The organism is Bacillus sp. 007/AIA-02/001 (assembly GCF_004634455.1).
GTDB lineage: Bacteria > Bacillota > Bacilli > Bacillales > Bacillaceae_G > Bacillus_A > Bacillus_A cereus.
This window is the reverse complement of record NZ_SEIY01000025.1, coordinates 1-23,494: the sequence shown is the minus strand read 5'-3', so window position 1 is coordinate 23,494 and position 23,494 is coordinate 1. Positions and strand designations below refer to the sequence as shown.

Below are 23,494 nucleotides of genomic sequence, written 5' to 3'. Positions count from 1 at the left end.
TTTCCCCTCCTAAAAAAAGAATATCGTTAACAAATTTGGTGTCCAGCCCAATACAAATCATATACAATCTAACACCATATGAGAGGCATTCTTAATGAGTTCAAATGTATCAACAGGTACATTTGTTATAAAACTCGCAATTTCATCTGGTAGCTTTCGTATTTCTTGTGCTGTACTGTCTAATGGTTCTGTCACATACCAACTAATCCACCTATAAGAAATCTGTTGTATCCGTTGTACTCATTGCATTTTGATTAAGCGCATCCCATTGACACATAATTTTGTTCGTTGAACTTCCACACCATTCTGTAATTTCTTTCACATCTCGAAATTGCGGACTAGGTATGTTGTTCCATCCTCTCGCTGGATCATCCCTCAAATAATATTTAATTTGATTACCGATAATCTCATAAGAATTATTCATTGTTCCCCCTCTTTTTTCTCATTCCATCCCTCCTACTATAAACAAAACTCAAAATCCCTTAGAAACATGTGATAATCCAAGGTTTTTTTTGATAGTGCTATCATGATAGTTTCTTTGATTATAAGGTTGATATATACTTTGGTAATTGCTCTGATAAAGAATATGTATCGCTGATTGTCTGATATGCAAATTCAAAACTTGTCTTTGCAAATAAACCTTGCTATCGTCCCCAATTCATAAACTTTAATGATACAATATAAAAGGAATTTTAAATCAATTCAGAAAATAGAGGAGAAAACAGCTATGTCACTTCTACAGCAACATTTTGAAGAAAGAAGAGAATACATTTTCAATCGTCTTAAACAACCCGAATACATGGAAAGAAGTATAGAAAAAGTTCGTCAAGCTCAAAAAGAGATTAAAAATACAGTACGAACAATTAAAGATTTATTATCTCTGGATAAAACAACTGATCCTTGTTTACCAGAAGTTGCTCAATTTTCTCTTCAACACATTATTAATTCCGAGTCGTTTGAGAATGTCCAAAAACTTGTTCCATCCTCTATGAAAAAATTAAGTGAAGAAGAACGCGCAAAAGTGTTAGATGAAACATTAAGCGTAGCAAACCAAGTCATGAATTTAGAGCGTACTGTTTTTATCATGATGTTTAATACAAAAGAAAAAATCCTCATGGATTCTTATAAGAAGAAGCGTAAATCACAAACAGAACTTCATTATGATGTTGCTGACAAAGAAGGATTTGAGAAAGCGTTTTATGAAGAGCGTATTGATTCATTACGAAATGACATTCGTGTGATTTCTTTCAAAAAGCTATGTGAGAATGAACCCGCACCAGAGGACTTAGAACTATTCCAACAACGTTATGAAACAATTGTTTTGCCAAAGATACAAGAAATTGTTTCCCTAATTGAACCAAGTTTAGTAGATATAGACGTATTTTTAAATCCTGTTATCGAATATGGTGTAGGAGACATCACCCTAGATGAAATGATTCAAAAATTACACAAAAACCTTTCTTTATTTCACGAATTATCAAAGGTTGAATATTGCCCAACAGTTGAACTAACAGTAAAAGAATATGTATTCTTAGAAGCTATGAACCGTTCCAAAAAAGGAGAGGAGTTGCAACCATCTAAATGATGTATACACAAGAAAAATTTTATGAGAAGTTAATAGAAGAGAAAAAAGAAGTAACGATTTTCCTAATAAATGGTGTCAGAGTACCTGGGAAAATTATCGCTGTTGATAAATTTTCGGTATTAGTTTTAAGCAATGGAAAGCGACAGTTCCTTTATAAACAAGCAATTTCGACTGTTTCTTTATAAAATAAAAACCTCCAAAAATATTACAAAAATAACTTTTTTATCCTTTTATGAGATATATACTTCAAAAATTCCCATACATAATGTACTCTTATATATAAGAGTTAGTTTTTTTCCTTTAGGACAAGGCTGGTTTCAGTCTTGTTTTTTGTTTGCATTTTTTTCAATACATTTGTTCAGGATTCTATGTATAAAGGAGTTTAAAAGAAGAAATGAATATGAAATTACTACATGATATGATAGAAGATCAAAAAAAAGAGTTGGTATATCTTGTAAAAAAATATGGTTTTAGACACCAAAAAGTAATTAGTGTTAGTCAAAAATTAGACCTCTTAGTCTATAAAGCAATTTCAACTTTGTTTCTCTGCAAAGAACTCTCCATACAGATACACCAATTTTCATTTTCTTGCCTCCCTTTTATAATTCTTCTCCACACTCATGACAAACCGTTATAGATTCATCTGTTCCTTCAATTTCGATTGTTTGATTATCTACATGCGTACAAGAAATTTCTTTGCCTTCTATCTGTTTTTTCATGTGAATTACAACTTCTTCAATGCAGTAATAACATAGTATTCCTAATGCAAATCCTTCCGCGGCAATCTCTCCGCAGGCTCTACATTTGTAATTTTCCATGTGATTGCTCCTTTCTTTCTTAAAGGACTAATTCACTAAGCTGACAGCAATCAACGCACTAATTAGGACCAAACCAACAAATTGTATGGTATTCTTTAATGATTGAATCAATGTTTTATCTCCTTTCTAGAGGAATTGTTTAAAAACAATCTTTCTTACATGTGGTTTCCCTCTAAAATCCATATAGGATACCCGAAAATAAGTAGGTGAAAAGCATCATAAAAATTGAGGTTGCAAAGAAGCCATAAAACCAAATTTGATCCGAAGCATTTTCTTCAATACCAAAATAATGATTTGATTTTTTGTAATTTTATGAAATATATAAGTGAAATTTTTTGAGGAATTTAAATTTAAGGTGAGGTTGTGTTAAAATAGGCTCACCAGACGTAATTTTAATAAGGATTTGTTTCATAGCCATTCTTCCTTTCTTAAATTATGTTGGTCGATAAGAGGAAGGTGTTTTTTCAGGCTGGCAGGCGCGGAAACATCTTCCTCTTTTATTTTTTTACTTATTATTTTTAGGTTCACCAAACCATTCATGCATTGCATCAATCGATACAAGCCAAGACTTTTGATCCCGTTTATATGTACGGTTTGGATCACGCGGCGGTTCAAAATATTTAATCAAACCGCGTTCAATCATACTATCAATTTGTTCTTCTTTTGCTAAAGATGGTTTTACCTTGTTTTTTACTGTTTCATAGGGTATCCCCCATCTTATAGCCGCTTCTTGAAGAAACATATACTTATCAATTTCCTTCATTAACAAATCCCTTTCTAAGTCTATAAATATTTTATATGAACCTCCTTTCAATTTAAATTTAACCTATATAGGTTAAAAACTCAAGTGTTTTCCTGTTTTTTCTTTCGAATTTTTTCGACAAATAAAAAAGCCCTATCAAGATAGGACTTTTTTACCTTCCAATATTTCGTTTGGAATTTCTGTAATGAAATTTATAAAGTAATCTGGTTCTAATCCAGAAGTATCCCAGTCTATTTGCTCTCTTTCAACCGAATTTTGTTCATCTGGATAAACACGCCATATGTTTTGTTTCACTTTTGAATTTATCCATAAATCATCGTAGTTACTCATTAAAGAATCAAATACAAAATGAACTTTTCGCTTTCGAAAGTCTTTTTTAGAAAAGACCCCATAATTCACTAATAGCACATAGGGGACATATTTTAGTATTAATCCCTTATAAGCCCATATATTTCCTTCATCTGCTTTTTCTATCATTTCTTTAAACTCTTTTTTATATAAAAATGCTTGATTTCCTTTTTGATTGCCTTTCATAATCTCTTTGCATTTTTGATAAATTGGCCATAAATTAGCAACTACTTCTCTTTTAATCTTCTTTGCATTTTCTTCATCTTTTTCTGTAGGATGAAGGTGTTCATACTTTTTACGTCCATCTTTTATAGTAGGACAATTAGAATGCTTGTAATGCGCGAAATGATCTTGTCTATTTGGAGTAGCGTCAGCTCTTACATATACAGCTGTATTGCATACTTCACATGATGCGTCTTGATCTGGATATTTTATTTTCCATTTAGAAACGTGAATTTCTTCATTTGTTTCTGGATCAATAACATAATACCCCATGATACTTCCCCCTTATTTCCCACTTGTTTTTTCCTTTATTTTACCATTTGAAGTAAGGTTTTTCCCCGTATTTATTAAATTTAAGTTTTGAACATGGTTTTCCGTTTAAATTTTCCCTTAATTCTAAATATTAACTTCTATTCCAACAATATAGCATGTTAAAATATTACATAAGTTATTTAAACATATTAGGAGGATGTATTTCATGAAATCATATTTAATTTCTTACGATCTAATTGCTCCAGGACAAGATTACGATAAAATAGAAAAGAAGATTGAAACTTATCCAAATTACAAACGTATATTAGAATCCGTTTGGCTTGTCCAATCCCCTAAAGAGGCTGAAGACATCGCGCAAGAACTCTATAGAGTAACAGATAACAATGATAAAATATTTGTAGCAAAATTAGAAACAAATCCTGCTGATAAAAACGCTTGGTGGTTTAACCTTGATGAAGAACAAACTCAATGGATACTAAAACATTTATAATACGAACAACAAAAAGCGCATGAATAAATAATCAAATGTCTTTCTTACGCTTTTTTTACGTTATTCTTATCTACATTACTTTTCAAGACAACAATCTACTATTTCCCCAATTGTAAATATATATCGATTCCGGAAAGCGTCAGTCGTAATCACTTCTCTTGTATATTGATCGATTTTTATTACCGTTACCATTTCATGATGAATATATCCCTGCCGATAATAGCTTATATGTATTTCTTCTCCTCCACATAAAGATTGGTTTAAAATCCGTCCTATTTCTTCTAATTGTTGTTGATCCAGGATTGTTTTTTTGATTTTGCTTTGTTCCTGGATAATCTCACGAATCCCCAGGAACTGCTCCGGTAAACTTGCAAACGGCATCCACTTGACCATCTTCCTTCCCTTTGGCATTTGAGAATTCATCATGCTTTATGCCCCCCCTAACAACATATTTCTTTCTCTAGCTTTACTTTCATTTAATCAAGCTGCTTAATTCAAAAACGTGAAACCCGTTAGGGTTTATTTCGTATGTAAATCTTTCACTCACCTACACATGCCCTTTAGAAAAAAGAAACAACCTCTACTATAATTGACGTTGTATGAGCTTAGCTTGATAGCGATGTGGAGGTACCCCATAAGAGTCTACCTGCCTTTCCTGGGTAGCCGTGTATCTAGGGTTATAATTTCAAAAATATGGAAATTTAATATAAGAATTATTTAATATTTGATGAGTACCCTAATACAGGGCAAGAAAATATTTTCATATAAGGAGGAGTTTTTATGTCGCTTTTAGTCACATTCGTGGGTACATCGTTAGTCCCTACACCTGGGGTTAGTGCGTCCTACAAGATTTGGTCATACAAAATTGAGGGTAAAGGATCAGAGATATCAGCGGGGCAGCAGTGGGCCCTGACGCTTCCGGGTAACGTGGATGTGCAAGACCCAAGTCATTTCCCTAACGTGGCTGAACTGGCTGGAACTTTCGTTACACTAGATCCTTCATCAGACATCCAGTACGTGGGGCGTACGGCGAGTTCTACTGGAAGTCTGACCATCGCGTTCGTTGCCCCGGCCCTCCCATCCTCTGGGAACATGTCCCTTTACAAGTCCACTCACGGCGGAAATTGGGTATCTGTGCACTTCTCGGCCCCACAGAGTGGTACTCCAGGCCCTACACAAATCATGTCACTGCCAGCTCCTGGTGCCCCGGTATACACCGGCCGCCCCGTGTACGACTTCACGGGCACGCTGCCGTATGCCAGTGAGCTATTCGGCGTCTACCAGCCCCTGTTTGTCGAGGCCACTCCTACCGGCGTACTGTTACCATTTGGATTAGTAAACCTTTTCCGCGAGTACTTTTTTGAGTTTGATAACTTCCTTGGTAAACCTGCGGGTCATATTTGGGTCAGCCCAGGAGGCACGGTAGAGGTGGTCGAGACAAGTACACGAAAGACACTGGTTGAGAAAGTGGCCGAGCAGTCGGAGGAAATTTCCCGTAAGACGGAGGAGAGCCTCACAGAACAGGACGATGTCGCGGACGCAATCAAAGAGGAAAACTCTAACGACACCAAACTTGGTGTCAGCGCTACTGGCGGCGTGAACGCCCCAATCTACCATGCTGATGTGAGCGCAAGTTTTAGTAACCAGAACACCGTAAAACGAGCCTCAGAGGCATCTCACAAACGTACTCGGACACAGACTGCCAAGGTCACCAGTGAAATTAAGCGAAACTTCAAGACCAGTTTTAAAACCATCACCGAGACCACGGATACTTCCAGCCGTCGCTATATCCTACAGAACAACACAAAGGATCTTGTTAACTACGAACTTAGGCGCAAGATGCGCAAGGTCGGCGTGCAACTTCAGCATGTCGGTACCCGGTTGTGCTGGCAGGTTTACATAGGAGACCCGGGTAATGGCCTTGGGCTTGGGGACATGGTTCATGTGGTTGAAGCTCCGGACCTTACTGTGATCAAACAACCCGAGAAGTTGCCGCTTCCAGCGAACAAGGAGGTGCCTTTCCATTTCGATCTTTCGTTTATCAAATATCAGGGAGCGGACGATGATGCCTCGAATACGTATATAACATCAGGCAGCAACCCATGCCACGGGATTTTTAAGCCTGTTGTCGGTTCAGACGACATCATCGAGTTCTGCTTCGACATACAGTTGCCGCCTGTCCCACCGGGCTATGACCTCAGTCAGATCGTTTCTGTGGACCACCACGGCGCTCAGGTTAGCTACAATCCGCCCGTACTACTGCCGGTGTCGAATAAAATCAAGTTGCAACTGACCTACGCTAATTTCCAGGGCAGGAAGTCCCTTCCCTTCGACTTTGTCCTGCTTTACGTACCGACGCAAGCGGCAATAGACGAGGTGAATAAGAGCAACGCTGATGCGGAGGATGCTTATAATAAGGAGGTTGCACGGCTGCAGCACGAGGCTTATGGCAAGGCTGTCCGCGAACGACTTCGGTTGGTAAGTTCGCTACGCACCCGTTCTCCAGAAGACCTGCGAAGCGAAGAGCGCCGAATGGTGTTTCGGAATCTGATCCAAAGGCTGGAGAACCTCGGACATTACCCGCAGAATCCTCAGCCGCTTCCTTACCTAGAATCGGAGCAAATTCAGCAGTTTTTTGATGTGGACGAGATGCTTTACTTCGTTGCCCCTGATTTTTGGCGGCCTGGCCCGGTATCTCCCCCATTACCTACCCAAAACAGCGTAGGCAGATATCCGATTCCGCCTGAAGAGCCTCCTGCAGGAACCACTCCTCTGCCGCTCGAAGGACAGACAGTGGCCGGGTGGTACTCCAGGGCGGAGCAGTACCAGTTGATAAATGGGCAGTCTCCATCATCTGAGTGGCGGGTGGACTACCTCATCACCGAGCAGACACAGCCTGCGCCCATGGGCAGTTCTATAGGCTGGCTGATTCAGATAGACGGCGATGAGCGCCGGAATGAGTTTCTCAATTCCGCGTGGGTTAAGGCAATTCTTCCCATTCGGCCCGGACAGGAGATCGCCGCCCTTGACTGGCTTACTCAGGTAGAAAGCGTGAACGCACTTAGTCTTCCTTACCCATACCAGCCGGGGGACCCTAGCATATTCCAGGGCAAGACGGTTGGCGAAGTCCTGAACATCCTCGCTGAGCAGCTTCAGGCGGACAATACAGACATCTCCAAGACTTTGGCCTCGGAAAAGGTTTTCGAAACAGGTTTTGATCCCTTGGCCGGCGGCTTTCGTCCAGCTGATCCCTACGAGGTCTTCGACCAATGGATCGAAATCCTGCCAACCGATCAGGTCGCTGCTGTAGCTGTCCGTTACGATCCTAAGACCGGCCAGCAAATCTAAGGGAAAGGGTGTTGGCACTATGACATCGCGCAGTAACCCTTCATCACTGATTTTGGATGCCTTTTACGTCGACGAGTTCGGCATCAAAAATGAACCCAACAACATAGATCCTGCTTGGCCCAGAGAGTTCCCTCTGCTGAGCAAGAACAAATTTACCACGGTCACCCCACTGAGCGGCGGAGGAGTTCGTGAGAACGAGCAGTCCCTGAGATTGATGAAATTCAACAAGGCTAACCCCCGGTACAATCATAGACTAAGCGGTCAATGGGTACAGAACAATATTCCTAGCAGCAACCCGGACGAGCACCTGGTATGGGTTTACCTCTCGCAGTCAACGATAGCATATGCCAAAGCGCTGAATAAAAAGCCTTGGGACAAGCCTGTCCGGGTCTCCATTTTGTACGGCGTCGGGTCCGAAATGAACCGTCTCGGGCTCAGGTCCGCAATGGAGGTACGTACCGAGCCGTCAGCGCTAGTCCTGGTGCCCGGCATAGAGCCAATGAAAGATGGAGACCCTCGCTGGGGGATTGGCATTGATGAGATAGACCTGCGAAATCTGCTCGAAACTTCAGTCGGCCGAGCAGTAAACTACCAGACGAAGGTGATTGCAGCCTTCAGCACCGGGGCAAATGGCCTCAATCAGACTCTGCTGCACAATCTGATCGACATCAGCCATGTCGAGCGGGTGATTTTCTACGACTGCCTTTATGAGCAGAGTAGTGGTGCCACAGCGGATGCGCTGAAAGCAGCCAGACGCCGAGCAGGCTTAGGTCTAAAGGTCGTTGTGTACAAGTGCACGACGGGCGGCAACTCACTGGACAATGCCAAAAACCTATCGGTAGTAATGAAGAACCCTGAACTCTTCCGTTCGGAGGGAATCGTCAACCTTTTCTACCCTCCCGGTTATGCAGCACTGATCACTTATCGCGTATTGGAGAGCGGCATCGCCGACGGCATCGTCACGCTTGGGTCCCCGTTACAAACAGCCTTCGACGAGATGAAGCGAATCGTTCCTGCTCGTGGTCAGGTAGTGAGCCAGGCCAGTACCTGGACGTACGTACACGGCGGCCCTCTGCCTTCAAATAAGGTGCTACTCTCGACTTGGTACAAGAACAACGCCAAGGTGATCAATCAATTCTCTAAGAATATGGGCACGAAAAACACACCCGGAAGCATACGTAATCTAATATGGGCCAACCGGCTCCCCGGTTGGTCTGGTGGGAAATATGACGGTGCAGAGAACCACGACCTGCTACTCCCTGATTTCGGATGGGAATATTTGCCACTGTAACCACCCGGAACTATGAGAATTATATGCTTTGTATCAACTTCCCGATTGAGAAGAGCCCTCTAATCACTGCTTATTTTTTCAGTTTTTCTTAACTCTTTTTTGATGTGATTACGATCTTTAATAATAAAGAAAAATGAACAAAGGAAATTCTTAAGAAGCCTGATAAAACAGGCTTTTTTATATTAATTTAAAAAATTGATGTTATACCGTTTAATATGTTTGGTGGTCAAAATGCGGTCATAGATTACTTCATTCCCATTCATGAAAATATTTAATGGAAAAAATCGTCCTAAGAAACCCAGATATTATATGTTTTCTGTTCTTTTCTTTATTACTTAATTTACAAATACCGTCTTATAACTTTTCTCTTTCCGCCCTCCATGCTTATCCCCACATTTCGGACAATAGGGACCATCATTTTTCTTTTTACAATCTCTTACGTCCCCTCCTGGCAACGGAAAAACAAATTGACACATCTCACAAGTGAATTTTTTCTTTGGTAAAGCATTTAGCAAAAAAATAATAACAACATCCATCATAAACAATATCCTCCTTTTCGTTCTTACAACGTAAAGTCTTCCATTGTCTTTCGAATCTCATCGGCTTCTACACCGATATATTGTAACGTTTGCCCTTGTGTCGCATGACCAAATAATTTCATTAAATAGTAGACATCTTTCTTCCTCTGGTAATAGTGATATCCAAACGTTTTTCTCATGCTATATGTAAAACTTACTTTAACTATAACTATATTTTGTTAAACTGATAATCTTTTTCTATTCATTTTATAGCGAAAAAAACCAGTAATACCATAGAAAAACGCATGATATCACTGGTTCTTATGAGTTTAACATTTTGTATGTTTTGTAAAACAAGTTTAACCAATTATTAAATTAAAAACGATTCAAAGTATTATCCTATACTAACTCTAAAAATTTCTACCTATATTTCTAAATAGATTCACCAACTGTTCTTTAGAGAGTAATTTTGAATCTTCATCGTCTAGAATTATACTTTCTTCATTAACTTTAAAATTATCAAAAACTCTATTAACCAATGTTCTTCTAAAGTTCGAATGGTCCGCTAAATCAAATTCACTATGAGTAAAATGACTATATAGGATATTGAATAACATCATTAAACTAAAAACAAAACCCTTATTTTCAGGATTATAGTTATAACTAGACTTTTCGTAATAATCTTCCGTAACTATCATAAATTCATATGCGGTATTCTGCCTACTTTGAAAAAAAATAACAGGGTAAGGATAATTTTCATCCCTATTTGATAACTTTTGTTTAATCTCTTCTGGTAATAAACTCCACCCGTAAATATAAAGAGTTAAATGCGATTCTTTATAATCTTGAATTGCCATATTAAATAAATCTTCATTTATTTTTATAATAAGCGCTACAACAATACAAATTTTGAGTGTTTGATCTTCATCACTCATTACCCTAAATTGAAACATAGTAGCATTTTTCCAAGATATCGTTACCAATAGATCATCATTATCAATAATTCTATAATATATACCCGGTATTATTTCACAAATTGCATCTAAAATGTCTAAAGAATCTTTTTTATTCAAAAGTTTTCCAGACTGTTCCAACATCAGGGCGATTATATTTCCATATCGTTTTTCCTCTATATTATTAATTAGTAGTAAAATAATCTCTTTAAACTTTTTATCCCGTGCTATTACATTATTTTTTTGAAAATCCAAAAAATGTAATATAAAGTAAGTATCTATATAAAGATTGTTTTGTTGAGCATTATTAAATAACATTAAATATATTTCTTCAACATATTCTTTGGAAAAGTTTTTAATAACTCTCTCCATAAAATAATCTATATTACTTAACTCTACATCAATTGAGTTGTCTAAGACTATTTCTTTTATATCAGTTATAAAATGTGTTAATTCTTCTCTCATTTCATTACTTTCATACAATCTTATGATTGCTATTACATTCTCAAGTAATTCATAGCTTTGTTTGAGCGCTCTATTGTTTTTGAACGCTTCTTTATAAGATTTCACAGCTTCAATAGGCATGCCAAGTTTATGTTCTGTCATAGCTTTCTCATGCCAAGCCTCAGCCACTCTAAACAAATCACGAGCATCGCTACTAGTTTTTATTGCTTTATCTGCATATTGAATTGATAATGTTAAATTGTTTAATTCCCTCTCTATATGTGATAAAAGCTCATAACCTCTTCCTTCTTCTTTAACCATTCCTATTTCTTGAGCTATTTCTAACCCCTCTAAATAGTATTTTCTAGCTTCTTCATAATCTTTTATATCTCTATAGACATTTCCAAGATTCAATAAATTCATAGCTATTTTATGTTTATTATTTAGCTTACTCCAAATTCCTATACACTTTAAACATGCTGATTTAGCCGATGAAGTATCACCTAACTTTCTGTAGCAAATCGTCATATTATTTAGCACACTAGCTTTTAAAACATCATTGCCTTTACGTCTACCTATTTCATATAAAACCTCGCAATACTCTAATGCACTATTAAGATTTTCTAATTTCATCAAACAAATTGATAAATTAACTAGGCTAGCAATAATACCACGTTCTTCCTCTAAACTTTTAAATAATTCAAAGGCTTTTTTAGAAACATCTGCCCCCATCTTAAAATCAAATATATCTATATAAAATTTAGAGAGATTAACCAAAACAGTTGCATTAATGTGCTTATTTTTTATATCTTTTTTAGAGATTTCTTTGCATAGCTCTTTAGCTTCTTCCAAATTACCATCTTCAACTAAATCTAGTATTAACCATACTTGACAGACTATAAGCCAAGTTTCATTATTAATAGCTTCAAATATTTGAAGAGCTGTTTTTAATGTCCTCTTAGCGCTTGTTATATCACCAATTTGTCTATAGCAATTACTTAAATGATAACAAGTATAACCAACTTCTATACTCTCTTGTTCTTTATGTAATAGAATGAACTTTTGAAGTACATTTATTGCAATATTATATAATCCTAGTTCAATATAGTATGGAAACACTTCTAAGAGTTCACTATAAATTTTATCATCTTCAATATTTAATAATAGATGAACTGCTTCAATCATATTTCTTTGTTCAAAAAATAGTCCACCTAATTCTTTTCTATACCAACTATCTAATCCAGTTTCAGACAATTCTCTTCTTATAAACTCTGCAAAGTATGGATGTGAAATATCCAATTGCCCATTTTGAAGCTCAATTAATTCACTTATTATAGAGAGTTTTGTATTTAACTCTAGGAAGTTCAAATTAATTTGATGTATTTTATTTATAAAACAAAGTAAGTCTTCTTGAGTTAACTTATTTAAAGTAAGCGATGTTACTGCAATTATACTCTTCGAAATATCATCTAAGTCCTCCCAGATGGCTCTTTGAAAAGCTTCAAGACCTTTAGGGATCGGGTTGATAGTATATTTCAGAAAGTATTCTAAATATAGAGGATTTCCATTTGAAATATTGGCTATTTCATTGATTCGAAAAGTATTCAAATCCATTCCATTAATGTCCAAGTACTCCTCAACTTCCCCAAAATTAAAAGGATTAATTTTAATTTTGGGGATTGCATATCTAGAAAAAAGTCCATCTATTCTAGAAACAAAAATAAATTTATTATTAAATTTCTCTATAGACATAAGACTGCTTATAACATCAATATTTTTTTGACAGTCATCTATCAAAAATAATAAAGTTGTTCCTACTAATTCTTGTTCTAAAATAGAAATTACGTCTCCTATATTTCCACAGTCAAATGATTCCTTATTTTCCTTATTACGTATGACATTAACTAAATATAAGATAGATTCTATTGTTGAAAATCGATTTAGAGATAAATATATACACTCTGTATCCCTAGAAATTTGAGTTAATATTGTTGTTTTACCTACACCTGGTTCTCCATATACTAAAACTTCATCCACATCTTCTAAAACTTGCTCAATTTCATTTTTATATTTCTCTCGCATTAATAACTTCTTTTTGGAATATTTATTTAACAATTGCTCATAATAATTAATAACTGGCTTATTACCTAAGCGCTTTTCTGGTATGATCATCTCTTTATGTTCGTTTAGATAATAAATGTGTAAATCTCTATTAGCATTATAAATATCCCGTTCAGCTTGTTGAACAATCGTCTTATCATTAAAATTATTCATTCTTATCACGATAATTATTAATAGTTGAATTACCTTGTATATTTATTATATCTCTACCTGCAGATTGTGATTGTATATTCATTGAGCCCGCGGCACTTTGTAATTCCTCAAATACATTTTTATTTTCTAGAATCCACCCCTTAAAAGTCTCCATAAATTCTTTAGGCATGTCATTATTGGTAATTGATTCATATGCATCTTCTATATCTCGGAATGGTTTAGTAGTATTTACTACTTTTTCTTCTCCTAATAATTTTAAAAAGTTTTCTGCTTGGCTATCATCTTTGAAAAATTGAGCCATCTTAGATTTAAATTTACCCTTTAATGTTTTAATCCCCTCATAGGTTATATTTGCTACAACTCCAGATACTACTCCATTTATTGCCCATGTACTAAATGCGGCTATTATCGTTGGTTCCATTTTTCTCCTCCTTAAAACTTTTATAATCCTCAATATCTAATTGAATTTGCTGCTGAATTTGTTTCAATGTTAATTCATCAAAATTTGGGAAATAGCTATTAAACTCTTCTGGATTTTCATCTAAGTAATATAAAATATTCATATGAACATTTTTTTTATCTTTAATAATATCCTTTTTCCCTTCAATTTTTAATCTTTCCATTAATACTATATTACAAATCGCTTGAATTACTTGAGCTGAAGAGTAATCTTTATTTAAATTTAGAATCATACTTTTAATATGATCATTCTGAATAATCTTTTCATAGGTAATAGGTAAGAAATTTTTAATCTTACTTATTCTCTCGCTGTCTATGTCCTCATTTAATTCAAGAAAATTAGGAGGGGTAAATTCACTCATACCACTTGGGTTATTCTTATCAAAGAATGTCTTTATAAAAGCATCCTCTGGGATATTCTCTTCAGTATAAAACCCTACACTATTTTTCAGAATGTATTTATCTTTTGAAATAAATCTCCCAAAAGTGTCTATAGCATGAACTTTAACTCTACAAAATTTCATTGCTTTTTTGAAATCTTTATACTGAGGACTAACATTATCAATTGGTTTAAAATGAGTCGCAGAAGCCACTAATGGATGAATCCATTTTAGTAATGATTTTTTTATGCATCTCGCTATCAATCTGTCAATATTCGGATAAATGCATAAGCACTTTCTCCCGTTTCAATAAAATCTAGTTCTAGTGCGTCTCCATCCCCATTTGAACCTTCTACCCAGCTCAATAGATTTGAAAATGCTTTTTCCCCCTTCTTTTTATCTTCAAACATTAAAGCAATTTCGACGCAATTTCCCTCTAATATGTTTTTAGGTAACTTGTTATAAGCTATCCCTATAAAACCAGCTTCCATTAAATCATTACTAAACATCATATCTCCCATGATCATAACAGTTGCTTTGATCCCGTGTTCAAGACCTATCATAATATCTTCATCTCCCAAAAAGTGGATTTATCAAAAGTATACTGCAAAGCTAATCTTTAAATCAATCTGATATCAGTCTCTTATTATACTATAAATAGGAGTTGTACTTATCATTACTCGCTTCCGTTCTAAAAATTTAAATCGAGGTGAAAATCATGAGAAGTTTTAGTTCATTATTGATCTCTACTATCTGTTCAACAATCCTTTTAGTTTGGAATTCCCTTTCATTCTATACTGAATTCACAACAGGACATAAATACTACTGGGTTAACGGCATCATAGCCTTGGTTTTCCTTCTATTCTTTTTCTTAAATATGCAAGATATTATCAAAAAAAATACAGAACATCAGGACAATAGGAGTTGATACATATGTGGGAAAGATTTAAAAACTATAAGTATTCCTCAAAGGAATTAAAGTTCATGCTTTGGTTATTTGGAATTACTTGTTTTGTACACTCGGTCGCTTTCTTTGGTGGAATATTTTCTTCTGAGTTCCTTTGGTTTAAAAGTCTTTGTGCTATTGCAGCATTACTAGCTTTTATGGATGTTAAGAGAAAAATCAATAAGTAAAGATAGCATTGTGAAAAGGAGCCATTACAGGTTCCTTTTTTCTATTCAAAATAAAAAAAGCAGCGAATTCGCCACTTTAATTAATCAACTTTAAATCAATATACATTTCATAATAAATTACAAAAATATAAATATATATAAATGGAGAAGGATGGTGCAGTCCTACTGAAAGATATATTTCTTTACAAAAAAATAATGTATACACCCCAAATATACATATAATTATATACAACTATTAATAATAAGGATAATCTCATATCCATCATCTTCTTTTTTAAGCGTCCAAAATGTTAATTAATGTGTAATTTTTATATAGCAAAGAAAAATAATATAGGCGTATATATATAATAGATATTAGATAATAATGTATAATTAAATCGAAGCTGTCATTCTTACCAATGTTAGATCGGGAACTAATATGTTATTGAATTCCATAAAAAGAAAGGCACCTTATGGTCCCTTTCCTTCTACTTCAATATATTGATATTTGGTTGAATATTATTTTTGCAGTGTATAATCTTGAAGCATTTTAAAATAATATTCTTCATGAAAAAGTCCATCTTTTCTCTTTTTATAAAATAGAATACACTTTCTAAAAAAATATGGTTTTTTCTTTAACCTCATTCCTTCCTCTTTTAGTTCTTGAAATACCGATAACCAATGTTTAAAATGATTTTTACCTGATTGATAAAATGTAGGATATACTACATCCTTTAAAACAGTAATGGGTTGACCGTCTGTAAAAAATATAGAAATGGTCTTTTTGTACTTATCATATACAGGAACAAATCCTATGTCTTTGATAATGTTTTCTAATCGATTTAACTGCTCATTAAACTTTCTTTGTTCCTTTTCCAAATTACCATTAGATTTGTATACTCTAATTTGAGCCATTATATAATCAATGTTTAAAATTTTTGCTATAACACTTCGGTGTGTCCCACCATCACATACATAATAGGCATCTAAATCTTCGTAATAACAAAAGAAAATATCGGATTCTTTTCTAACTACCCTTTTAAATTGTTCAATCCCATTATTTTTAATTTCCTCTAAATTTCGTCTTGCACCATCTAATTCATATAACTGATTTAACCAAGTTCCTTGTCTTCTCCTAGAATTCTTTACTCCCATAAACCTACTCATAGGCACTAAATTATATTTTTCTTCGTTCTTATTTGTAAACCACATGTCTAGGGGGACTGATGGTACATTGGTTTGTTTTATTTTTTGTAATTGCTCTTGAGTAATGAATTGAAGAAGAAATTCATCTGTATACACATCTATGTCTTGCTTGGGTTTAGTAAATCTCTCTTCTATTTTTGCAAATTCAATTTTTAATGGTCTTTTTTGAGGCGATTCCTTTTTAATTTCTTTTCTGACTGTAGGAAGGTTAAATTCTTTTTTCATTTTGTGTTGTAAGGGATGCTTATCTAGCTTATATTCATACTTTCGATACTTAATATCAATGTCTTTTACATGTAATACGATAATTTTCTTTTCTTTATAAAAACCAAGTATATTGCCTTTTATAAGAGCGAGCTTACGGTTTCCCTCTACATCTTTCTCAATCCACTCAAGTAAGCCCTTCAGAGTTTGTTGGAATCGTTTTTTTCCTTTTCCTTTATGGACTAACATAATTCGTATCTCATCTTTTTCCCACTTATAATTTTGGAAAGCATAAGCATACCCGTTTTTATTTAACAGATTCAATCCTCCTTGATCTAAATAGGCTTCAACAATAAAAGTATGTTTAGGTTCTTGCTTCCAAATTTCTTTATAATTCGAACTTTTATATAGCATATTAGTATCATATAACTGCTTTAACGCATATTTAATCTTTACATCATCTTCACAATTCAATAATTCAATTAAATCACTAACTGTTCGGATGTATGTATTTTTGGTTCCATCAACAACCTCTGTAGTTATTTTTTCTGGTACTTTCAACACCCTACTGTCTATAGTAAATTTCTTTTTTTCTCCTTCTGAATTATTTGTTTTTTCCGAACCTAGAAACATATCACTCTCGTCAATTTGAAGAATCAGTTTTTGATTCTTCGGTATCTTTTTAACCCTTTCTTTAATTGGAATAGTGTCTAGAAGGTAAGAACAATCCGCACAATGGCTTTCATTTGATTTCAAATGAAATGCCTGATTTCCTGTTCTATCCACGACCTTTACCTTAGCCGTACAATCACATTTAAGGTAATGCTCACAATAAAGTGTATATCCAGAATTCCCACTAAGTTGACGCAATAAAATAGCTTCTTGAGGGTCAATGGATCGTATCTCATTTTCCGAAACATACACCGCTCTAGGCATTGATTCTGTACTTCTTGCCATAATTACACCTCGCTACTACTAAAATTCATTTCAAACATCCATACATCCTATTAATTAATTTTACAATAAAATTACCTAAGACGCTTAAAAAGGAAATTAAAGTATCCTTATTTTCACTAGTTTTTTTAGAGTAAGAAGAAATACAATTCATAAAACGTATTTTCTTTATGTAAGGTATCTGTGATATGTTTAGGTGAATTTATAAAAACTTTTTACAGAAAGATGTGTGATAAATATGTTATCGTTTGAACCTTTTAATCCAATTATTAACGATATGGCAATTAAGTTTGCTGTAGTGCTGTTCGTCCCACTAATCATTGCTATAATAATTAAATCCATATTAATTAAGTTTATTAATGAATCCATAGCAAATAGGATATCCTCATTCTCGCTTCTACTTTTTATGTATTATACATTTAAGTTCGTAGCGGAATAGAAAGGAGTACTTTCTATTCCAAACTCTGTATCTGTCTCAAAAACATCGTAATTTCATTTCAAATCCATAGAAAAGATTATTAAATTACTTTTCGAATAATAAAAAAGAACCTGCAAACCTACAGATTCTCCTGATAATGATTTATATAAGTAAGACCTGAAAATATAATACAATGATTCTAAAATGAGTTCAAGTAAATAAAAAGAACCCGCTGGAGTTCGGGTTCTTTCAGAAGTGATGATGTTTTCTCGGCTTCAAAAAGTGAGAAAATACAAAAATATAATACATCGACATTTAGAAAATTTCAATACTTAAATTGAGGTTGAAAGCTCAAATTTAAAAGCATATTGATAAATTAAATATATACTCCTTCAATTTAAATTAATTGTTGAACCTGCTAATACTTCTGGACGTAACTTATTAACCCTTTTCAGATAGAAAACATGCATATTTATTATTAAAAATATTGGCATAAAGAAGATACTTAATAATACTATAGCATTATTATTATTTAGATATTTTAATACTACAATTATCATTAGTATAACAATAAAAACAAGAATATTACTACCAATTAAAAAGATACTCCCCTTCGTAGAAATATGCCTAATAAACATAGAATATTTATTCTTTTTTAACTCATAGTATATTTTAATATCCTTCTCTTTTACTGATTTTAAATCCCGATATATCACTACCCTGTGACATCCCTCATCTTCTTTACCTTTCCTACTTAACACCACCTGGTTTTTACTGATAACTCTCAATACTCTCCACTCTATATCCCCGTAATTAACATACATCTTAGGTGCAATAGGATTTAATTTTTCAAATAACGTAATTATTATATAAACATATAAAGATGTAATTAATGCTATTATACCAATTAATAAGAAAAATACATTCGTATTATTCTCTTCTCCCAATTCATTATATAAAGGAAATGCCATGGAAATACTTCCAAAGAGAAAACATATTAAAATATTAGCTAGGAAAATCTGCAATCTTTGAAAATTTGTTAAAAATTTCTTTTCAATATCTGTAATATTAAAATTATTAATCATAAAATATATAATGGGTATTAAAAATGGAATAAATCCCATTTTCGTTACTATATCTAATACTTCCTTTAAATCATCCAACTAAAGCCACACCCTTTTCTCAAAAATTAAAACTTTAAATTATTAAAAAACTAACTCTTATAATAACTTCATTTTCTCACCCTTTTTTATAAGCAATAATTTTACTTTATCATCTTAATAAAATTATACATTAAATAGCAAAAAATTCATCTTACCTCCTATGTTTGTAAAGGTATACCTTTACAAACAGATGATTCCTATCTATGAAACATTGAAATACCAAGTTTACAAAGGTAGTTAGAATTATTTTATAAACGTTTGTTTTTGATGAATATCTTTATAAACAAAGATGGTATAATTATGGTAACAAATATAAGGAGAATACAAAACGTGGCAAATATTTATGGATATATACGTGTAAGTACAAAAGATCAAAATGAACAACGTCAGTTACATAAGATGATGGAACGAGGAGTTGAAGCTCGACGCATTTTTGTCGATAAAGCAAGTGGACGACATTTTGATCGCCCTCAATATCAATTATTACGAAAAATATTAAGTACAGGTGATATTGTTTACATAGATGCCTTAGATCGTATGGGCCGCAATTATGATGAGGTAATTTCAGAATGGAAGTATATAACAAGAGAATTACAAGCTGATATCGTAGTTTTAGAAAATGAAACATTATTTGATAGTCGGAAATTTCGTGAGATGGGTGATATGGGCCGATTAATGGAAGATCAATTTTTATCTTTGCTTTCCTATGTTGCAGATCAAGAACGAAAAAAAATTCATCAGAGACAAGCGGAAGGGATTGCTGTAGCCAAGTCTCAAGGAAAACACTTAGGACGTCCTCGGGTGAACCTTTCTACACTAAGCAAACAACAACTACATATAATAGAAGAAACTCATTCAAAATGGAAGAGCGGAAAAGTAACTGCTGTTATGTTTATGGAAATGTTAGAACTCAAGAAAAATACGTTTTATAAAATAATGAAAGAATATGAAGAGAACAAATTAAAAACTAAATAAATGAAGAATAAGAGCCGAATGTTTCTCAGGATAGAAAATCCGGCTCTTATTATGTTGAAATTTGCTTAGCGTATATTTTCGTTAAAACGTGGGCAGGACCGTCACCAAAAACAAGTTAAAAAACATTATTTAATGTGTAATTTTTACACAACTACAGTTTTTCAATTGTTTTAAAGAAAGAATCCATTTTGATCAATCTTTTTTCAAAATGGATTCTTTTTATTTACCATAGAATTTGGGTTTGTATGATGTTTTTGATCAAACTTTATTTCAAATCCACAACAAATTCTCTGGGCGGGAAATCCCCTTCCTTAAGAGATGAGTAGATTTGTAAAAAACAAATTTAAAATAGCCTTTTTTCGGGTTATTTTAAAATCAAATTCTATCTATTAAATATATACTTCCAAACTGCTTTAATTACTCCTGGATATGGCATGGTATCCCTCCTTTTTATAAAATTAGTATAACACGATTTAATTAATACAAATAGAATTTTTTTGAAATAATGTAAAAATAATCAAAAATTATTATGTTTTTGCTAAATATATGATTTAGTCATATCATGTTTATATTTTGAATCTGTATCTCTTTGCTCCAAATGTCTTTCAGTAAGTTCATAAACCTTGTCTACACGTTCCAAAATTTTCTCATCATGAGTAATAATAATTTTAGTTGAAGGAATGTGAAATAAATTCTCAATTATAGTATCTGCTGTTTCCCTATCTAAATGATTAGTAGGTTCATCTAAAATTAAAATAGGGTATTCTTTCATGAATAAACGTAACATAGCTAGTCTTTGTCTTTGTCCACCCGATAAATTTGTTCCTCCTTCGGATATAGCAATATCGTTCATACTTTGAAATTGAAGATAATTATTCAGATTTAATTTTTGAATAGAATCTTGTATTTTCAAAGGATCATATCCAATGTCGAAATAAGCTAAATTTTCCGAAAGACTTCCTCGAAAGAGAACGCCATCTTGAGTCATTAATCCGATATTTTTTCTTAATTCGTCATTTTTCCATTCTTTAATATCTTGTCCATCTATTAAAATATCCCCTTTATCTGGAGTATGTATTTTTAATAGCAGATTAGCTAAAGTAGATTTACCACTACCACTTTTTCCAGTGATTGCAATACTTTCATGTTTATTAATCTCTAAATTTAAATTGCTTAAAATAAGTTTATTATTAAAGCTAAAAGAAATATTATTAAATTGAATTGCGCCTGTTATGGATTTTTTCTTGGTGTTTAACCCATCATTTTCTGGATCTTCATCTAATACATCTAAAATTCTTAATAATAGAGGTTTAATTGCATTCCAATTCAAAACTGATCCGATAATGATTGTAACGGGTGAGAATATAATACTTGAAATAGCAATAAAAAAGAATATTTTGGTTAAATCCCCTTGTCCTCTACTATAATCATAGAAACCTATAGCAAGCAGTATGATAATGAATATTGTGGATAGGGAACCATTAAATGACTCTAAAGCGTGTTGTTTTAAAGTTCGCTTATGTACTATATCTAAATATTTATCATAATCTTTTTGCCATACATTTTTAATTCTTGAAAAAATCCCTGTTGCCTTAACATAATACATTGCCTTTAAAGATTCATTTATTTTCCCTTGATGTTCTCCTAAGTAATGCTTTTCTACTAAATGAGAATTAAGAAGGGATTTTCCTAAAGAAATATTTATAAATAGAGAACAGAGGATAAAGAATATAAGTATTCCAGTGTATAAAGGTTCACTATATAAAAGATAAACAAGCATAGGTATTATAACGAATATTGATACTAACATTTGAATTAGATCTTCTAGAATATAACTCCTAATTTCTTCTAAACCCGAAATTCTTACATTTAAATCTCCAACATGGCGTGTTGTAATATTCTCTATAGGAATATTAAATATATGTTCAAAAACCTTTGTCGTACCCTTTCGATCAATATCTTTTTGAAACTTAATCGTAACAATTGAACTCAAAGATTTAATTCCTATAGCAACTACTAAACCACTTATTATAATTAAAAAGTATTTTATATTCAATTCTTTTGAGGTGTCCAATATATCCATAAGTTCTTTTAGAATGAATGGAAAAGAAAATAAAGAAATTTGTGCTAATAAGGATAGTAACCCCAACATAATAATTTGATTAAGTGATAAAAAATGATGCATGTATTTAAATAGAAGATATTTTTCATTCGATTTATTACTTACTTTTACATCTGCTGTACTTTCAATAAGTAAGATGTAGTTACAAAACATCTCTTTAAAACTCTTTTCATCAATAATCATAGGACCAGCCTTAGGATCAACGATATAGAACCTATTCTTCTTAACTTTTTCAATTATAACGAAATGATTTAGCCCCCAAAATGCTATTACTGGTTTATTTATCATTTGTAAATCATTAATATTATCTATTCTGTAAGCATTCGTTGAAAAACCATACGAATCACTAACTTTTTTAATATCTAATAAACTCCATGCTGTGTTTTTATTCACAATTTTATTTTTTCTAATGTCTGAAGGCTTAATGGATAACCCATAATAATGCAAAATCATAGCAAGGCAACTAGGGCCACAATCATAAGATGTCATTTGAGGAATAAATTTAACTCTCTTTTTTATCATATGTATCACCTGTTTTAGTAATTAAAGTATAAAATACTATTCATCTTACTATTTTCTAATCTTTGAAGAAAATATAATATACCGCTTAAACCTGTAAATAATGAGGTTTTATACGGATTAAAATTCTCTATAGTAAAATTATTTACTGCGTGTATAAAGATTTCTTTTTCATTATTTTAAAGAAACCTATTTTATATAATCATAACAAAAAAGTTAAATTTTACCTCACAACCGCAACATGAGTAAGAATCAGTATTATAATTTAGAGTTATTTAAAGTTTTAACTTTAAATAACTCTAAATTATATTGTGAAATGATTCTAAGATTTTAAAGTATTTTATCCCAATTAAAAACTATGAATATTTTTATTATTATCACCATTTTTCAGGTTAGTTTTGAAAATAAATAAAAGAGGAAGAATTTTCATTATTCTTCTCCCTTTTTAATTCTTCACAAAACATTATCAAATAAATACAGAGGATAATCATCCAATGGGACTCCTGATAGAGTATAATTTTTTATTTATTACATAGAAAATATAGTAAATAAAAAATAGAACCCTATTATAACTTTAGTGAACTACTCGCCACTTAGCAAAGCTTGAAGTGGGAGCTTCTCAGTTCCACGACGAAAGTAACCTTTCGTCTCCCT

General features: G+C 33.1%; 21 protein-coding genes and 1 pseudogene. 8 read left to right on the top strand and 14 right to left on the bottom strand.

The annotated features are described in order from the left end of the window. Positions 1-57 precede the first annotated feature (57 nt). A pseudogene (locus tag ES895_RS27005) lies at positions 58-424 on the bottom strand (hypothetical protein). Between the two features lie 303 nt (positions 425-727). Between ES895_RS27005 and ES895_RS27000 the strand changes: the two are divergent. The 3 genes from ES895_RS27000 (at position 728) to ES895_RS26990 (ending at position 2,222) form a co-directional block, all read left to right on the top strand. After that, entirely contained in the window at positions 728-1,585 is an 858-nt protein-coding gene (locus ES895_RS27000) for a hypothetical protein (RefSeq protein ID WP_135238787.1), read from the top strand. Then, positions 1,585-1,770 carry an RNA chaperone Hfq gene (gene hfq / locus ES895_RS26995; RefSeq protein WP_205687986.1) on the top strand — a complete coding sequence of 62 codons (186 nt, stop codon included), beginning with the start codon at positions 1,585-1,587 and terminating at the stop codon, positions 1,768-1,770. Before ES895_RS27000 ends, hfq begins: the two co-directional genes overlap by 1 nt. Before the next feature lie 209 nt (positions 1,771-1,979). Further along, a complete protein-coding gene (locus ES895_RS26990; protein ID WP_135238785.1) occupies positions 1,980-2,222 on the top strand; it encodes an aspartyl-phosphate phosphatase Spo0E family protein in 243 nt (80 codons plus the stop codon). Here the strand turns inward: ES895_RS26990 and ES895_RS26985 are convergent. The 4 genes from ES895_RS26985 to ES895_RS26970 all read right to left on the bottom strand — a co-directional run bounded on the left by ES895_RS26985 (position 2,185) and on the right by ES895_RS26970 (position 4,009). Beyond that, a complete protein-coding gene (locus ES895_RS26985) occupies positions 2,185-2,403 on the bottom strand; it encodes a hypothetical protein (RefSeq protein WP_135238784.1) in 219 nt (72 codons plus the stop codon). The genes ES895_RS26990 and ES895_RS26985 overlap by 38 nt on opposite strands. Positions 2,404-2,575: 172 nt before the next feature. Continuing rightward, positions 2,576-2,659 (bottom strand): hypothetical protein, encoded by an 84-nt coding sequence (locus ES895_RS30310; protein ID WP_224765041.1) that lies wholly within the window; start codon positions 2,657-2,659, stop codon positions 2,576-2,578. Between the two features lie 249 nt (positions 2,660-2,908). After that, positions 2,909-3,166 carry a helix-turn-helix domain-containing protein gene (locus ES895_RS26975; protein WP_000658306.1) on the bottom strand — a complete coding sequence of 86 codons (258 nt, stop codon included), beginning with the start codon at positions 3,164-3,166 and terminating at the stop codon, positions 2,909-2,911. Between the two features lie 135 nt (positions 3,167-3,301). Beyond that, positions 3,302-4,009, bottom strand: a complete 708-nt coding sequence (locus ES895_RS26970) for a competence protein CoiA family protein (protein WP_135238783.1) — start codon at positions 4,007-4,009, stop codon at positions 3,302-3,304. Between the two features lie 205 nt (positions 4,010-4,214). Between ES895_RS26970 and ES895_RS26965 the strand changes: the two genes are divergently transcribed. Beyond that, positions 4,215-4,499: a hypothetical protein gene (locus ES895_RS26965; RefSeq protein ID WP_094398190.1), complete on the top strand. Its 285-nt coding sequence runs from the start codon at positions 4,215-4,217 to the stop codon at positions 4,497-4,499. Positions 4,500-4,574: 75 nt separating this feature from the next. Here ES895_RS26965 and ES895_RS26960 read toward each other — a convergent pair whose 3' ends face one another. Next, complete coding sequence (locus ES895_RS26960; protein ID WP_135238782.1) at positions 4,575-4,925, bottom strand: YolD-like family protein; 351 nt, start codon at positions 4,923-4,925, stop codon at positions 4,575-4,577. A 354-nt stretch (positions 4,926-5,279) separates the two neighbouring features. Here ES895_RS26960 and ES895_RS26955 point away from each other — a divergent pair, with 354 nt between their 5' ends. Next, on the top strand, positions 5,280-7,847 hold the full coding sequence (locus ES895_RS26955; RefSeq protein WP_240690246.1) for a hypothetical protein: 2,568 nt from the start codon (positions 5,280-5,282) through the stop codon (positions 7,845-7,847). Positions 7,848-7,866: 19 nt separating this feature from the next. After that, a complete protein-coding gene (locus ES895_RS26950) occupies positions 7,867-9,138 on the top strand; it encodes a hypothetical protein (RefSeq protein ID WP_135238781.1) in 1,272 nt (423 codons plus the stop codon). Positions 9,139-9,473: 335 nt separating this feature from the next. Here ES895_RS26950 and ES895_RS26945 read toward each other — a convergent pair whose 3' ends face one another. The 5 genes from ES895_RS26945 to ES895_RS26920 form a co-directional block, all read right to left on the bottom strand. After that, positions 9,474-9,677 carry a hypothetical protein gene (locus ES895_RS26945; RefSeq protein ID WP_135238780.1) on the bottom strand — a complete coding sequence of 68 codons (204 nt, stop codon included), beginning with the start codon at positions 9,675-9,677 and terminating at the stop codon, positions 9,474-9,476. A gap of 389 nt (positions 9,678-10,066) precedes the next feature. Then, positions 10,067-13,327 (bottom strand): tetratricopeptide repeat protein, encoded by a 3,261-nt coding sequence (locus ES895_RS26935; protein ID WP_135238779.1) that lies wholly within the window; start codon positions 13,325-13,327, stop codon positions 10,067-10,069. Beyond that, positions 13,320-13,748: a hypothetical protein gene (locus tag ES895_RS26930; protein ID WP_135238778.1), complete on the bottom strand. Its 429-nt coding sequence runs from the start codon at positions 13,746-13,748 to the stop codon at positions 13,320-13,322. The genes ES895_RS26935 and ES895_RS26930 overlap by 8 nt, the downstream gene beginning before the upstream one ends. Continuing rightward, entirely contained in the window at positions 13,720-14,379 is a 660-nt protein-coding gene (locus ES895_RS26925; protein ID WP_135238777.1) for a hypothetical protein, read from the bottom strand. Before ES895_RS26925 ends, ES895_RS26930 begins: the two co-directional genes overlap by 29 nt. A 47-nt stretch (positions 14,380-14,426) precedes the next feature. Beyond that, complete coding sequence (locus tag ES895_RS26920; protein ID WP_135238776.1) at positions 14,427-14,729, bottom strand: hypothetical protein; 303 nt, start codon at positions 14,727-14,729, stop codon at positions 14,427-14,429. 370 nt (positions 14,730-15,099) lie between these two features. Between ES895_RS26920 and ES895_RS26910 the strand changes: the two genes are divergently transcribed. Next, positions 15,100-15,300: a hypothetical protein gene (locus ES895_RS26910; protein ID WP_135238774.1), complete on the top strand. Its 201-nt coding sequence runs from the start codon at positions 15,100-15,102 to the stop codon at positions 15,298-15,300. A gap of 498 nt (positions 15,301-15,798) precedes the next feature. Here the strand turns inward: ES895_RS26910 and ES895_RS26905 are convergent, their stop codons facing one another. Together ES895_RS26905 and ES895_RS26895 are read right to left on the bottom strand one after the other, a co-directional pair. Further along, positions 15,799-17,646: a hypothetical protein gene (locus tag ES895_RS26905; protein WP_135238773.1), complete on the bottom strand. Its 1,848-nt coding sequence runs from the start codon at positions 17,644-17,646 to the stop codon at positions 15,799-15,801. A gap of 807 nt (positions 17,647-18,453) precedes the next feature. Beyond that, positions 18,454-19,224 carry a hypothetical protein gene (locus tag ES895_RS26895; RefSeq protein ID WP_135238772.1) on the bottom strand — a complete coding sequence of 257 codons (771 nt, stop codon included), beginning with the start codon at positions 19,222-19,224 and terminating at the stop codon, positions 18,454-18,456. Positions 19,225-19,524: 300 nt separating this feature from the next. Between ES895_RS26895 and ES895_RS26890 the strand changes: the two genes are divergently transcribed. Next, a complete protein-coding gene (locus tag ES895_RS26890; RefSeq protein ID WP_002197167.1) occupies positions 19,525-20,199 on the top strand; it encodes a recombinase family protein in 675 nt (224 codons plus the stop codon). Between the two features lie 538 nt (positions 20,200-20,737). On the opposite strand, the gene ES895_RS26885 is transcribed toward ES895_RS26890, so the two are convergent. Further along, positions 20,738-22,843 carry a peptidase domain-containing ABC transporter gene (locus ES895_RS26885; RefSeq protein ID WP_000592625.1) on the bottom strand — a complete coding sequence of 702 codons (2,106 nt, stop codon included), beginning with the start codon at positions 22,841-22,843 and terminating at the stop codon, positions 20,738-20,740. Between the last annotated feature and the right edge of the window lie 651 nt (positions 22,844-23,494).

Bases quoted from the DNA above. Each gene is read 5' to 3' on its own strand.
- ES895_RS27000 (WP_135238787.1), top strand. From the start codon at position 728: ATGTCACTTCTACAGCAACATTTTGAAGAAAGAAGAGAATACATTTTC.
- hfq (WP_205687986.1), top strand. From the start codon at position 1,585: ATGTATACACAAGAAAAATTTTATGAGAAGTTAATAGAAGAGAAAAAA.
- ES895_RS26990 (WP_135238785.1), top strand. From the start codon at position 1,980: ATGAATATGAAATTACTACATGATATGATAGAAGATCAAAAAAAAGAG.
- ES895_RS26985 (WP_135238784.1), bottom strand. From the start codon at position 2,403: ATGGAAAATTACAAATGTAGAGCCTGCGGAGAGATTGCCGCGGAAGGA.
- ES895_RS26975 (WP_000658306.1), bottom strand. From the start codon at position 3,166: ATGAAGGAAATTGATAAGTATATGTTTCTTCAAGAAGCGGCTATAAGA.
- ES895_RS26970 (WP_135238783.1), bottom strand. From the start codon at position 4,009: ATGGGGTATTATGTTATTGATCCAGAAACAAATGAAGAAATTCACGTT.
- ES895_RS26965 (WP_094398190.1), top strand. From the start codon at position 4,215: ATGAAATCATATTTAATTTCTTACGATCTAATTGCTCCAGGACAAGAT.
- ES895_RS26960 (WP_135238782.1), bottom strand. From the start codon at position 4,925: ATGATGAATTCTCAAATGCCAAAGGGAAGGAAGATGGTCAAGTGGATG.
- ES895_RS26955 (WP_240690246.1), top strand. From the start codon at position 5,280: ATGTCGCTTTTAGTCACATTCGTGGGTACATCGTTAGTCCCTACACCT.
- ES895_RS26950 (WP_135238781.1), top strand. From the start codon at position 7,867: ATGACATCGCGCAGTAACCCTTCATCACTGATTTTGGATGCCTTTTAC.
- ES895_RS26945 (WP_135238780.1), bottom strand. From the start codon at position 9,677: ATGATGGATGTTGTTATTATTTTTTTGCTAAATGCTTTACCAAAGAAA.
- ES895_RS26935 (WP_135238779.1), bottom strand. From the start codon at position 13,327: ATGAATAATTTTAATGATAAGACGATTGTTCAACAAGCTGAACGGGAT.
- ES895_RS26930 (WP_135238778.1), bottom strand. From the start codon at position 13,748: ATGGAACCAACGATAATAGCCGCATTTAGTACATGGGCAATAAATGGA.
- ES895_RS26920 (WP_135238776.1), bottom strand. From the start codon at position 14,729: ATGATAGGTCTTGAACACGGGATCAAAGCAACTGTTATGATCATGGGA.
- ES895_RS26910 (WP_135238774.1), top strand. From the start codon at position 15,100: ATGTGGGAAAGATTTAAAAACTATAAGTATTCCTCAAAGGAATTAAAG.
- ES895_RS26905 (WP_135238773.1), bottom strand. From the start codon at position 17,646: ATGGCAAGAAGTACAGAATCAATGCCTAGAGCGGTGTATGTTTCGGAA.
- ES895_RS26890 (WP_002197167.1), top strand. From the start codon at position 19,525: ATGGTAACAAATATAAGGAGAATACAAAACGTGGCAAATATTTATGGA.
- ES895_RS26885 (WP_000592625.1), bottom strand. From the start codon at position 22,843: ATGATAAAAAAGAGAGTTAAATTTATTCCTCAAATGACATCTTATGAT.